This is a genomic window from Kitasatospora sp. NPDC056446 (assembly GCF_042796115.1).
Lineage (GTDB): Bacteria > Actinomycetota > Actinomycetes > Streptomycetales > Streptomycetaceae > Kitasatospora.
Map to the genome: position 1 here is coordinate 1 of NZ_JBHTRF010000037.1, position 12,533 is coordinate 12,533.

Genomic DNA, 12,533 nt, shown 5'->3' on the forward strand with positions numbered 1-12,533 from the left:
GCCCCCGGTGATCCCGGGGAGGGCGGCCCGTCGCCGTGCGCGCCGACCGCTCGCGGCGCCGACCGCTCACGGCTCCTGGGGGAGCAGCACCCAGAGCGCGAGGTACAGCAGGAACTGCGGGCCGGGCAGCAGACAGGAGAGCAGGAAGATCAGCCGGACCGTCCACGGGGTCAGGCCGAAGCGGTCGGCGATCCCGGCGCAGACGCCGGCGATGACGCGGTTGTGGCGAGGGCGGGCAAGACGCGCGCTCATGGTGTACTCCCCTGATCTGGTCCGCACGGCGGCGGCCCGGTCCGGCCGGTCCGGCGGGCATATCTCCATACTCCGCCGCCGCCGGCCCGATGACCTCCGCCCGGCAGGTGATTCACCACCCCGCCGAGTCACCGGCGAGGTGTAGCCGGACGTCGGGGTCGCCCTCAGGGTGACCCTGAGGACTTTGGTCATTGCCGTCCGGTACGGAGGCCGGTACCACCCGGCGCGGAGGCGCGGAAAGCGCTCGGTATGATGCCGACGTCGCTGTTGGTCGGGGGGCGGAACACCGGCATTCATTCGCCATGAATTGGTCTCTCACGCAAGCGATTTCACGTTCTGTTGGGTTCTGTCCGAATTCTCTCGTGAGGTTGAATTGCGCATCAGGCATCGCAGGTTCCTGGCCGCCGCCGCGGCTGTCACGCTCGCCTCCGGCCTGGCCGTCACGGCGGCCCCGGCGGCCTTCGCCGCTCCGGGTTCCGTCACGGTCGCCCAGGGTGCCCAGTCGGCGCCGGCCACCGTCACCTTCGGCGGCCTGCCCGGTACCGTCAAGGCGGGCAGCGCGCCGGTGGAGTTCACGGCGACGCTCAAGAACGCCGCCGACCACCCGCTGGACGTCCTGTCCTCCACCTTCGTCATCGGGGACACCGGGACGGGCACCAAGCAGGGCCAGTTCAAGCTGGAGTACCAGCTGCCCGGCGCCACCCAGTGGCAGGACGCCAAGGCGAACACCGCGAACACCGGCGGCCTCTGGGAGGTCGCCCCGCCCGCCGCGCCGCACCTGGCGCCGGGCGCCGAGCTGGTCTACCGGCTGCGGCTCACCGTCACCGCCGAGGCCCCGGCCGGCCGGGTGACGCCGGGCTTCAACACCAACGTCTCCGACCCGGGCCTGCCGCCGGAGCAGCGCGTCTCCCAGGCGATGAGCGGATACCCGGACCTGGTCATCACCCCGGCGGTCGCTCCGACCACCCCGGCGCCCACCCCCGCCGCCACGGCCGGGGTCAGGATCGACGGGGCGCCCGCCGTCTTCACGGCGGGCGGCGAGCCGAAGCCGTTCAAGCTGGTCTTCACCAACAGCAGCGGCAAGGACCTGCGGGTCATACCGGCGGTCGTGTTCCAGGTGGAGACCGAACTCCCCTTCGAGACGGTCACGTTCGAGTTCCAGGGGCCGGGCGGGAAGTGGCTGCCGGGCGGTCCGGGCGGAAACTCCGAGCACCCGGGCTGGCTCTACATGGACCTGCGGTCCGGCGACAAGAACTCCGACGTGATCACCCTGGCGAAGGGCGAGAGCCGCACCATCGACGTCCGGCTGTCCTTCACCAAGGACGCCCAGGCCCGTACCGGGTCCCTGGTGGCGTTGGCCGGCACCCTGCCCGGCAGCGGTGAGAGCGCGGCCGAGGCGTCCAGCCCGAAGGCCGGCTTCACGGTCGAGGCCGCGGGCGGATCCACCGCCACGCCGTCCCCCACGCCCTCGGCCACCACGGTGCCGACCGTGCCGCAGCCGTCCACGGCCCCGGTCGTCCCGGTCGCCGAGACCACGGCCGCCGCGCCGAGCCCGGCGGCGGTCGGCTCCCAGGTGGTCGCCGCCGCGGCCCCGGCCGTCCCGGACACCCGGCTGGCCTCCACCGGCGGCGGCTCCGGCGCGGAGCCGATGGCGATCACCGGGGCGGTCGCGATCGCCCTCGGCATCGGCACGGTGGTCGTGGCGCGGCGCCGCAACGCCGCCCAGGGCCGCGCCGGACGCTGACCCGGGGACCCCGGACAACGCCGGAAGGCCCGGCCGCCCCGCTGCTTTGAGTGGGGACGGCCGGGCCTTCCGGCGTTCGTACGGCGGTACGGCGCGATCAGCCCGCCGGGTGCTGCGGCGGCTGCGGCTGACCGGGCTGGGCCGCCGGCGCGGGCTGCGCGTACGGGTTGTCCGCCACCGGCTGCGGCGGGACACCCGGCTGGTACGGCGCGGCGGCCTGCGGCGCGACGGGCGCGCCCGCCTGCGGGGCGTTGGGGTCGAACGCGGCGGCCTGCGGGGCCGGCTGCTGCTTGGCGTTGCCGCGCTCGACGAGCGCCTTCACCGAGGAGGCGATCATCGCGACCGGCAGGATGAACGCCTGGAAGAAGATCCGGTAGCTGCCGCCCTCGAAGACGAACGCCAGGTAGTAGCCGTACCCCAGGAAGGCGAGGCCGGCCACGATGTTGAGGATCCGCATGCCGACCTTCAGGCCGCCGGCGACGGCCCCGAGGACCACCATGATGAGGCCGCTGAGCGCCAGCAGGACGACGTACCAGGAGAACAGCGGTTCGGCGCTGAAGTCGAGATTGTTCAAGGGGGGTTCCTGTGGGAGGAAGAAGAAAACGGCTGAACCGTTCGGGGACGAGAGCGCACAGTACTGGAGGCGGCTGACATCCGTCGTCGCCTTTTCATCACGGTGTCGTTGCGCCTCGCCGGAACGGCAATTGACGAGGTGGGAAATGACCGGACATGAGGTGTTGAGGGTCTTCTGCGGGCCCGACGGGCGGTACGGGAACGAACTCGGCGTCGTGCGCGACGGCGCCGCCGTGCCGGAGCGTGCGGACCGGCAGCGGATCGCGCGCGGGCTCGGCTTCAGCGAGACCGTGTTCGTCGACGACCCGGAGCGCGGGGAGATCGACATCTACGCCCCGTCGCTGCGCCTGCCCTTCGCCGGGCACCCGTGCGTGGGCGTCGCCTGGCTGCTCGGGGTGGACCGGCTGGTCACGGCCGCCGGGGTGGTGGGCGTACGGCGCGAGGGCGGGCTGACCCGGATCGAGGCCCGCCCGGAGTGGGCCCCGCCGCGGACGCTGCGGCAGTACGGTTCGGCGGCCGAGGTGGAGGCGCTGGAGGTGCCGCCGCCGGGGGAGTGGGTCTACGCCTGGGCCTGGCAGGACGAGGCGGCGGGCACCGTCCGGGCCCGGGCCTTCCCGGGGCGGGGTGACGGGATCGACGAGGACGAGGCGACCGGCGCGGCCGCCCTGCTGCTGGCCGCCCGGCTGGGCCGGAGCTGACCGTCACCCAGGGCCGGGGCTCGCAGCTGCTGGCCGGGCCCCGTCCGGGCGGGCTGGTGGAGGTCGGCGGCCGGGTGGTGCGGGGGCCGGCTCAGCGGACGGGCGGCGTCGGCTCCGCGTAGGCGCGCGGCCGGGGGGCGGCGACGGCCGCGACCTGGGTGACGGCGGTCACCGGCGGTGCGGCCAGGACGGCCACCCGGGGCGCCCGCGGCCGCCGGTCCCGCAGCAGGTGCCGCAGGCCGGGGACGAGGGCGAGGTGGGTGGCGGCCACGCCGATCACGGCGAACAGGATGTGGTCGACGTTGAGGACGTGCCCGGGGGTCCAGGAGGAGAGGAACTCCAGCCCGGTCGCCAGCAGCGCGGAGGCGCCGGTGGTGCGCAGGAAGGACGGCAGCCAGGGGGCCCGGAGGCGTCCGCCGGCCAGTGGCAGGAGGACGCCGAGCGGGGCCAGCAGCAGCAGCTCGCCGACGACCTGCCAGGCGGTGGAGGAGCGGAGCGAGGCCAGCGGGGTCAGGTTGGCGTCGTACACCCAGGCCACCGGCAGCGGTCTCAGTACCAGCCAGAGGACGAGTGTGAGGTGGCAGGCCAGGCCTGCCAGGCCGCTCTGTCGGAGGGGACGGTGGACGGCCGGCGCCGGCCCGTTCTCGGTCCGCGCGCCGGGACGCTCGTCGCGTGTCCTGGTGCCATCTCGCTGCACGGGGGGAAGGACGTGAGCCGGTGGCGCGACGGTTCCACGCCGGGCGTGAACATTCCAGGACGCGCCCCCGGCCCTCCCCGCTGCCCGGCTGGACCCGAATGAGAGGCCTAACGGCACGGGGCGGCCGTCGGCACCGCGCTGAACACGTTGTCCGGCGGCGGGCTGCCCGGCGCCACCGGGGTGGGCGACGGGCTCGGGCTCGCGGTGCCCTTGGCGGCGCCGCGGGCCGTGGTCACGGACGGCGCGGGGCCGGGCGGGGTGACCAGCGCGGTCGGTATGTGCTGGGTGGTCGGGCAGGCCGTCCGGCTGGCCGGGGCGCCGGCGTCGACCGGCACGGCGGTCGGCCGGATGCCGCAGCCGGATCCCAGCGCGAGCAGGAGCAGCACGCCGGCGGTGCGGCGAAGCGAGGTGCGGCGCGGGGTGGTGCGGCGCGGGGCGGTGGGGGTGGGGGCGGTCACGTGGCGTCCTTGTCCTGTGCGGCGTCGCCGGCGGGGCCGCCCAGGGCCTCGCCCGCGGACGGCGGAGGCGGTGGGGCCACCGGCAGTGTCAGGGTGAACACCGCGCCGACCTCCCCGTTCGCCGCCGTGATCGTCCCCCCGTGTATCTGTGCGTTGGCCATCGCGATCGACAGGCCCAGGCCGCTGCCCTCGGAGCGGGCCCGTCCCCGGTCCGCCTTGTAGAAGCGGTCGAAGACGTGCGGCAGCACGTCCTCCGGGATGCCCGGGCCGCTGTCGGAGACCTCGACCACGACCGAGCCCTCGGTCTGCCGGACCCGGACCCGTACCGGCGAGCCGCCGTGCTTGAGCGCGTTGCCGATCAGGTTGGCGAAGACCACGTCGAGCCGGCGCGGGTCGACCACGGCCAGGATGCCGCGCGGGGCGTCCAGCTCGACCGCGTCGTACCAGGCCCGCCCGTCGATGCAGGACATGATCAGGTCGGCGATGTCCACCTCGTCGGCGACCAGCCTGGCCGTGCCGGCGTCGAAGCGGGTCACCTCCATCAGGTTCTCCACCAGGTCCGACAGCCGCCGGGTCTCGCTGACCACGAGCCGTACGGCCGGCTCGATCATCGGGTCCAGCGACTCGGCCTCGTCCTCCAGGATGTCGGTGACGGCGGTCATCGCGGTCAGCGGGGTGCGCAGTTCGTGCGACATGTCGGCGACGAACCGCCGGCTCTGCGCCTCGCGCGCGCTCAGCTCCTCGACCTGCTCGTGCAGCGACTCCGCGGCCCGGTTGAACGTCCTCGCCAGGTCGGCGAGTTCGTCCGAGCCCTCGACTTCGAGCCGGGTGTCCAGGTGCCCCTGGCCGAGCCGTCGGGCCGCCTCGCCGAGCCGCTTGACCGGCCGCAGCACGGTGGCCGAGGCGGCCTGGGCGAGCAGCGCCGAGCCGATCAGCGCCAGCAGGGTGGCGATGGCCAGCGACCAGCCCAGGGTGTTGAGGTCGGCCCGCTCGTTCTCCAGCGACTTGAACATGTACGCCGTCGGGCCGTTCGGCACCACCTTGGTGCCGCCGATCAGGAACGGCCGGCCCTCCAGGTTCTGCCGCTGCCAGTACAGGTGGTACGGGTACGGGTTGTTCTCGGTGACCTCGCGCGGCTTGGCGACGGTGGACTGCAGCGCGGCGGGGACGTCGGCCAGTGTGTAGCGCGCGGGGTCGGAGGAGGCCGCGGGGCACTCCGGGTGCGCCGGGTCGACCACGACCACGTCGTAACTCAGGCCGGAGCTGGCCACGTTGGACGCCAGCGTGGCGAGCTCCGGGCAGCTGGCGTTCAGCGGCAGCTCGGAGACGTTGCGGCTGAGCGAGACCCGGAAGTCGTTCAGCGCGGTGTCCTGGGCGCGCTTGAGCACCGCGTCGCGGTTCAGCCAGTACGCGATGCCGGAGGCGGAGACCGCGGCGAGCAGCGCGACCGCGGCGAACACCGCGATCAGCCGCACCCGCAGGGAGCGCAGGGAACGCCACCGGATCGCCGGGAAGCGCCGGGCAGTCGTCTGATGGTCAGTCACAGGAGCCTGTCGTGGTGCGGGAGTTCAGGATTCGGAAGGGCCCGGGGCCGGGCCGGCGGGTCAGGCCGGCGGGTCCAGCCGGTAGCCCACCCCGCGCACGGTGCGGATCAGTGTCGGCGCGGACGGCACGTCCTCGACCTTGGCCCGCAGCCGCTGCACGCAGGCGTCCACCAGCCGCGAGTCGCCGAGGTAGTCGTGCTCCCAGACCAGCCGCAGCAGCTGCTGGCGGGAGAGCGCCTGCCCGGGGCGGCGGCTGAGTTCCAGCAGCAGCCGCAGCTCGGTCGGGGTGAGCTGGAGGTCGAGTCCGTCCTTGGTGACGGTCATCGCGGCCCGGTCGATCACCACGGTGCCGTAGGCGGAGGAGTCCGAACTCTCCCGTTCGCCCCGGCGCAGCACCGCCCGGATCCGGGCGTCGAGGACCCGCGGCTGCACCGGTTTCACGACGTAGTCGTCCGCGCCGGACTCCAGGCCGACCACCACGTCGATGTCGTCCGAGCGGGCGGTCAGCAGGATGATCGGCAGCTGGTCGGTGCGGCGGATCCGGCGGCACACCTCGAAGCCGTCGATGCCGGGCAGCATCACGTCCAGGACGATCAGGTCGGGCCGCTGCTCCTTGAAGAGCCTCAGACCGTCCTCGCCGGAGGCGGCGGTGGCCACGCGGTGGCCCTGGCGGGTGAGAGCGAGTTCGAGGCCGGTCCGGATGGCGTCGTCGTCCTCGATCAGTAGGAGGAAAGGCACGGCCCCATTTTGGCCCACCCGCAGCCCCGAATCACCCCCCGGATCGCTCACCTGCCGTACGGGAACCGGAAGGACCGCCACCGGCGTCCGGTACGGAGGGAGGCGGACCGGGACGAAAGCCCCCCGCCTGTGACACCCCTGTGACAGTCGGGGGACAGCGCCATCACAACCGGCGGGCAGGATTTTCCATGTCGCCGCAGGACAGCGGGCCGCAGAGGCCGGCTGGAGGGCGGCTACCGGAACCGCTCGTACCGACCCAGGGGGCGCACGATGAACGCCACGCTTCAGACCCGGACCAACCCGGCTGTCCGGACCGCGCGTTCGTCAGCGACCACCCACCGGACCAGGTACGAGGTCAGGACCGACGAGAGCTCCGGTGCCGTGACCGTGCGGGGGTGCGCGCACAGCACCGGTGGAAACCCTGTGGCCCGCCGGGTGAGCGGCGGCGCCAGGAGCGGGGAGCTGTACGGGATCGGCCGGCTGGGGAGTTCGGCCGACTCCGGCACCACCCTCACGCTGCGGGGGATCCTCCCCGTCCGCGTCGAGGGCAAGGACACCCCGGCGGGGAGCCGGGGCACCGGGGGGAACAGCGGTCTGCGGACGTTCGGCTCGGGGGAGCCGTCCGGTCGCGAGGCCGCCGGTGCGACGCTGCTGCGGCTGAACCCCGCCGCGGCCCGCACCACCGAGGCCGGGCAGGGAGGCGCGCAGGGGGAGCACTCGGCCGTCGCGGAGGACCACATCACGGAGTTCACCGCGTACGTTCGCGAGCGCCGCGCCTCCCTGTACGCCACGGCCTACCACCTGACCGGTGACCGCTACGAGGCCGAGGACCTGCTGCAGAGCGCGCTCTTCAGCACCTACCGGGCTTGGGGCCGGATCACCGACAAGGCCGCGGTCGGGGGCTACCTCCGCCGCACCATGACCAACCTGCACATCTCCGCCTGGCGGCGCCGCAAGGTCAACGAGTACCCGACCGAGGAGCTGCCGGAGACGGCCGGCGACACCGACGCGATGGGCGGCACCGAGCTGCGCGCCGTGCTCTGGCAGGCGCTGGCGAAGCTGCCGGAGAACCAGCGGACCATGCTGGTGCTGCGGTACTACGAGGGCAAGACCGACCCGGAGATCGCCGGCGTGCTGGGGATCAGCGTCGGCACGGTCAAGAGCAGCATCTGGCGCGCCCTGCGCCGGCTGCGCGAGGACGAGCACCTGAACAAGTCGGGCGACACCGCCCGGGCGTTCGGCGAGCTGGTCGCGTAGCGCGGCGGGCGGGCGAAGGACTCCCGTCGGGGGACGGGAAGCGGACGGCCACGGTCCGGGGGCAGCGGCTCGGGGGAGCGTGCCCGTGGGGGAGCCGAGGATCGTTCGGGAAGGCGACGGGCCCGGTGCGGGGGAGACGCACCGGGCCCGTCGTTCTGCTGTCCGCTCGTTCTGCCGTCCGTTCGTTCTGCCGCGCACTCGTGCCGCCGTCCGGGCCCGGGCCCTCGCGGCCGGGCGACCGGCCTCAGACCGCGGAGAGCTCCGTCGGTCGGGCCGTCGCGCGGATCCGCCGCTCGGCCTCCGGCCCGGCGCACGCGTACGAGCCGAGCGCCACCTGCCGTCCGACGATGGACCGCTCGGCCCGCATCAGCCGCAGCCCCCGGCGCAGCAGCACCGGCAGCGACTTGCGGCCCTCCCGGACGTCCCGGCGCAGCCGGCGCCAGGCCGTGGTGAGCGCGCCGTTGCGCAGGCACAGGGCGTCGCCCAGCACTCCCTCGGCGGCGCACTCGGCGGTGATCTCGGCGGCGAAGATGCCCTCCGCGATGAACGCGACGGCGCCGCCCAGGTCCAGCGGGCGGGTGTCGACCCTGCCGTTGTCCGGGATCGAGTACACCGGGACGTCCGTGCGGCCGTGCTCGTGCAGGGCGCGGATGGCGGCGACGGCCTGGTCGCGGTGCCAGGAGAGCGGGGAGTCCCAGTCGACGGCGCCGTCCGGCAGCCGCGGCAGGGTGGGGTCGTCCCCGTCCTTGTAGAAGTCGTCGAGCTGGAGCACCGGCAGGCCGCTGCGCTCGGCGAGTGAGGACTTCCCCGACCCGGAGGGTCCGGAGAGCAGGATCACCCGGGCATGCCCGGTCGGTTCGGGGTTCATGGGGGAGTCACTCACGGGACACCAGTCTGACGCATCCGGGCCCGTTGCCGAAACCGGTCGGACCGGACCTTCTCGCGGACTTTCCGCCGGGGCCGCGCGGCGGCGACGGAGACGGCGAGGGGAAGCGGCGGGACGGGGAGGGGCGGAACGCGACGGACCCGCGCCAGGGGGGAGAGGCGCGGGTCCGTCCAATGACCGTCCGGGCCCTGGGGGGGGGTGAGGGCACTGGGGACGGCCAGCTTGTGGGGTTGTGCCCGGAGGCGGGGCGGTCAGATACCCATCGGGTGCCAGACCGTCTTCGTCTCCAGGAACGAGAGTAGCCGGTCCGTACCGGGAGCATTGGTCCAGTCCTGGGCGAACGGGTCCAGCTCCGGACGGACCACCCTCTTCAGGGTATCCGCGGCGGCGGCTTCCAGCGCCTGCGGCGCGCCGGGACCGTCCTCGGCGATCGCCCCGGTGAGGTCGAGCGCGTTGACGTCCTGGTGCGAGGCCAGGGTGGGGGCGATGTCGGCGGTCCGGCCCGAGAGGATGTTGACCACGCCGCCGGGGACGTCCGAGGTGGCGAGCACCTCGCCCAGGGACAGCGCGGGCAGCGGGGCGTCCGCGGCCGCGGCGACCACGACGGTGTTGCCGGTGGCGATCGCCGGGGCGATCACCGAGACCAGGCCGAGCAGCGAGTGCCCGTAGCCGGCCTGCGGGGCGACGATCCCGACCACGCCGGTCGGCTCCGGGGTCGACAGGTTGAAGTACGGGCCGGCGACGGGGTTGGCGCCGCCCGCGATCTGGGCGACCTTGTCGGTCCAGCCCGCGTACCAGACCCAGCGGTCGATCGCCGCGTCGACCAGCGCGGCGGCCTTCTTCGGGCCGATGCCCTCGGAGAGCGACACCTCGGCGGCGAACTGCTCGCGCCGGCCCTGCAGCATCTCGGCCACCCGGTACAGCACCTGGCCGCGGTTGTACGCGGTGGTGCCGGCCCAGCCCTTGACCGCCGCGCGGGCGGCCAGGACGGCGTCCCGGGCGTCCTTGCGGGTGCCCAGCGGGGCGTTGGCGAGCCACTCGCCCTTCGAGTCGGTCACCTCGTACACCCGTCCGCTCTCGGAGCGCGGGAACTTCCCGCCGACGTACAGCTTGTAGGTCTTGAGGACGTCAAGACGCGTGGCGACATCAGACATCTCGGGCCTCGACATTCAGGTAGGGCTCCAGACCGTGGCGGCCACCCTCGCGGCCGTAACCCGACTCCTTGTAGCCGCCGAACGGCGAGGTCGGGTCGAACTTGTTGAAGGTGTTGGCCCAGACCACGCCGGCCTTGAGCCGGTTCGCGGTCCAGAGGATGCGCGAGCCCTTCTCCGTCCAGATGCCGGCGGAGAGGCCGAAGGGGGTGTTGTTGGCCTTCGCGACCGCCTCCTCCGGGGTGCGGAAGGTCAGCACGGACAGCACCGGGCCGAAGATCTCCTCCTGGGCGATCCGGTGGGCCTGGCTGACGCCGGTGAACAGGGTCGGCCTGAACCAGAAGCCGGTGCCGGGCAGTTCGCACTCCGGGGACCAGCGGTCAGCGCCCTCGGCCTCGCCGGCGTCGGTCAGCTCGGTGATCCGGGCCAGCTGCGCGGCCGAGTTGATGGCGCCGATGTCGGTGTTCTTGTCCAGCGGGTCGCCGACCCGCAGGGTGCCCATCCGGCGCTTCAGGGCGTCCAGCAGCTCGTCGTGGACGGACTCCTGGACGAGCAGGCGCGAGCCCGCGCAGCAGACGTGGCCCTGGTTGAAGAAGATGCCGTTGACGATGCCCTCGACGGCCTGGTCGATCGGGGCGTCGTCGAAGACGATGTTGGCGGCCTTGCCGCCCAGCTCCAGCGACAGCTTCTTGCGGGTGCCGGCCAGCTGCCTGGCGATCGACCGGCCGACCGGGGTGGAGCCGGTGAAGGCGACCTTGTTGACGTCCGGGTGCGCGGTCAGCGCGGCGCCGGTGCGGCCGTCGCCGGTGACGATGTTGACGACGCCCTTCGGCAGACCGGCCTGGCGGCAGATCTCGGCGAAGCGCAGCGCGGTCAGCGGGGTGGTCTCGGCCGGCTTCAGGACGACGGTGTTCCCGGTCGCCAGCGCGGGCGCGATCTTCCAGGCCAGCATCATCAGCGGGAAGTTCCACGGGATGACCTGGCCGGCCACGCCGAGCGGGCGCGGGTTGGCGCCGAAGCCCGCGTAGTCCAGCTTGTCCGCCCAGCCGGCGTAGTAGAAGAACCACGCGGCGACGGTCGGGATGTCGAAGTCGCGGGTCTCGCGGATCGGCTTGCCGTTGTCGATCGACTCCAGCACGGCCAGTTCGCGGCCGCGCTCCTGGATGATCCGGGCGATCCGGAACAGGTACTTGGCGCGCTCGCTGCCGGGCAGTGCCGACCAGTCGGCGAAGGCCTTGCGGGCGGCGGCGACCGCGCGGTCGACGTCCTCGTCGGTGCCCTGGGCGACCTCGGCGAGCACCTGCTCGGTGGCCGGGTTGACCGTCTTCAGGGACTCGCTGCCGGAGGAGTCGACGAACTCGCCGCCGATGAAGTGGCCGTAGGAGCCGGCGATGTCGCCCGCGGCGGCGGGGGACTCGGGGGCCGGGGCGTACGTGAAGAGGCCTCCGGCGGGCTTGGCCGCGGGCTCCTCGATGTTCTTCTTCTTGGCCATGGTGATCAGTCCACCGTCACGTAGTCGGGGCCGGAGTAGCGGCCGGTGGCCAGCTTCTGGCGCTGCATCAGCAGGTCGTTGAGCAGGCTGGAGGCGCCGAAGCGGAACCAGTGCGGGGACAGCCAGTCGTCGCCGAGGGTCTCGTTGACCATCACCAGGTACTTCATGGCGTCCTTGGTGGTCTTGATGCCACCGGCCGGCTTCACGCCGATCTGGACGCCGGTGGCCGCGCGGAAGTCGCGGACCGCCTCCAGCATCAGCAGGGTGACCGGCGGGGTCGCGTTGACGGTGACCTTGCCGGTGGAGGTCTTGATGAAGTCGGCGCCGGCCAGCATCGCCAGCCAGGAGACCCGGCGGACGTTGTCGTAGGTCTGCAGCTCGCCGGTCTCGAAGATCACCTTGAGGTGGGCGGAGCTGCTGTCGGGGCGCTTGCACGCCTCCTTGACGGCGACGATCTCGTTGAAGACGTCGAGGTAGCGGCCGGACAGGAAGGCGCCGCGGTCGATCACCATGTCGATCTCGTCGGCGCCCGCGGCCACCGCGTCGGCGGTGTCGGCGAGCTTGACCGGGAGGGCGGCGCGGCCGGCCGGGAAGGCGGTGGCCACCGAGGCGACCTGGATGTCGGTGCCCTTCAGGGCGTCCTTCGCGGTGGCGACCATGTCCGGGTAGACACAGATGGCGGCGACGCGGGGGGCGGTCGGGTCGGTCGGGTCGGGGTTCCTGCCCTTGGTGCACAGCGCGCGCACCTTGCCGACCGTGTCCGCGCCCTCCAGCGTGGTCAGGTCGATCATCGAGATCGCCAGGTCGATGGCATAGGCCTTCGCCGTGGTCTTGATCGAGCGGGTACCGAGGGTGGCGGCACGCGCCTCCAGGCCGACCTGGTCGACGCCGGGCAGGCCGTGCAGAAAGCGGCGGAGCGAGGCCTCGGACGCCGCAACGTCCTGAAGGCCGCTGCCCGCAACGCCGAGGGCATTGGCTGCAACAGTGGACATAGTCACCAGACCAGCATATCTACGCGCGTAGTCGTCCGCCAGAGCGGCGGC

At 73.2% G+C, this 12,533-nt stretch carries 12 protein-coding genes and 1 pseudogene; 3 read left to right on the plus strand and 10 right to left on the minus strand.

The genetic code is table 11. The features are described from left to right. Window positions 1-66 precede the first annotated feature (66 nt). Window positions 67-252 carry a PspC domain-containing protein gene (locus ACFQ6N_RS22795; RefSeq protein WP_030241583.1) on the minus strand — a complete coding sequence of 62 codons (186 nt, stop codon included), beginning with the start codon at window positions 250-252 and terminating at the stop codon, window positions 67-69. A gap of 373 nt (window positions 253-625) precedes the next feature. Here ACFQ6N_RS22795 and ACFQ6N_RS22800 point away from each other — a divergent pair, with 373 nt between their 5' ends. Then, window positions 626-1,996, plus strand: coding sequence for a hypothetical protein (locus ACFQ6N_RS22800; protein ID WP_380651878.1), 1,371 nt, complete (start codon window positions 626-628; stop codon window positions 1,994-1,996). 97 nt (window positions 1,997-2,093) lie between these two features. Here the strand turns inward: ACFQ6N_RS22800 and ACFQ6N_RS22805 are convergent, their stop codons facing one another. Continuing rightward, window positions 2,094-2,570: a hypothetical protein gene (locus ACFQ6N_RS22805; RefSeq protein ID WP_380651881.1), complete on the minus strand. Its 477-nt coding sequence runs from the start codon at window positions 2,568-2,570 to the stop codon at window positions 2,094-2,096. A 145-nt stretch (window positions 2,571-2,715) separates the two neighbouring features. Between ACFQ6N_RS22805 and ACFQ6N_RS22810 the strand changes: the two are divergent. After that, window positions 2,716-3,389, plus strand: a pseudogene (locus ACFQ6N_RS22810) (PhzF family phenazine biosynthesis protein). Here ACFQ6N_RS22810 and ACFQ6N_RS22815 read toward each other — a convergent pair. From ACFQ6N_RS22815 to ACFQ6N_RS22830, 4 genes are all read right to left on the minus strand, one after another. After that, window positions 3,359-3,964 (minus strand): VanZ family protein, encoded by a 606-nt coding sequence (locus ACFQ6N_RS22815; RefSeq protein ID WP_380651884.1) that lies wholly within the window; start codon window positions 3,962-3,964, stop codon window positions 3,359-3,361. The pseudogene ACFQ6N_RS22810 and the gene ACFQ6N_RS22815 sit on opposite strands and share 31 nt — an antisense overlap. 107 nt (window positions 3,965-4,071) lie before the next feature. Then, on the minus strand, window positions 4,072-4,422 hold the full coding sequence (locus ACFQ6N_RS22820) for a hypothetical protein (protein ID WP_380651887.1): 351 nt from the start codon (window positions 4,420-4,422) through the stop codon (window positions 4,072-4,074). Next, the gene (locus ACFQ6N_RS22825; protein ID WP_380651891.1) at window positions 4,419-5,966 is read right to left on the minus strand and encodes an ATP-binding protein; all 1,548 of its coding nucleotides are present in this window, start codon (window positions 5,964-5,966) and stop codon (window positions 4,419-4,421) included. The genes ACFQ6N_RS22820 and ACFQ6N_RS22825 overlap by 4 nt, the downstream gene beginning before the upstream one ends. A gap of 60 nt (window positions 5,967-6,026) precedes the next feature. Further along, the gene (locus ACFQ6N_RS22830; RefSeq protein ID WP_049654100.1) at window positions 6,027-6,704 is read right to left on the minus strand and encodes a response regulator transcription factor; all 678 of its coding nucleotides are present in this window, start codon (window positions 6,702-6,704) and stop codon (window positions 6,027-6,029) included. Window positions 6,705-6,974: 270 nt separating this feature from the next. On the opposite strand from ACFQ6N_RS22830, the gene ACFQ6N_RS22835 reads away from it, so the two are divergent. Then, window positions 6,975-7,961 (plus strand): SigE family RNA polymerase sigma factor, encoded by a 987-nt coding sequence (locus tag ACFQ6N_RS22835; protein WP_380651894.1) that lies wholly within the window; start codon window positions 6,975-6,977, stop codon window positions 7,959-7,961. Between the two features lie 244 nt (window positions 7,962-8,205). On the opposite strand, the gene ACFQ6N_RS22840 is transcribed toward ACFQ6N_RS22835, so the two are convergent. The 4 genes from ACFQ6N_RS22840 to deoC form a co-directional block, all read right to left on the minus strand. Then, window positions 8,206-8,844, minus strand: coding sequence for an ATP-binding protein (locus ACFQ6N_RS22840; RefSeq protein ID WP_380651897.1), 639 nt, complete (start codon window positions 8,842-8,844; stop codon window positions 8,206-8,208). Window positions 8,845-9,098: 254 nt separating this feature from the next. Continuing rightward, window positions 9,099-10,001, minus strand: a complete 903-nt coding sequence (locus tag ACFQ6N_RS22845; RefSeq protein WP_380651900.1) for an aldehyde dehydrogenase family protein — start codon at window positions 9,999-10,001, stop codon at window positions 9,099-9,101. Next, complete coding sequence (locus tag ACFQ6N_RS22850) at window positions 9,994-11,490, minus strand: aldehyde dehydrogenase family protein (RefSeq protein WP_380651902.1); 1,497 nt, start codon at window positions 11,488-11,490, stop codon at window positions 9,994-9,996. The genes ACFQ6N_RS22845 and ACFQ6N_RS22850 overlap by 8 nt, the downstream gene beginning before the upstream one ends. A 5-nt stretch (window positions 11,491-11,495) precedes the next feature. Further along, window positions 11,496-12,482: a deoxyribose-phosphate aldolase gene (deoC, locus tag ACFQ6N_RS22855; protein ID WP_380651905.1), complete on the minus strand. Its 987-nt coding sequence runs from the start codon at window positions 12,480-12,482 to the stop codon at window positions 11,496-11,498. Between the last annotated feature and the right edge of the window lie 51 nt (window positions 12,483-12,533).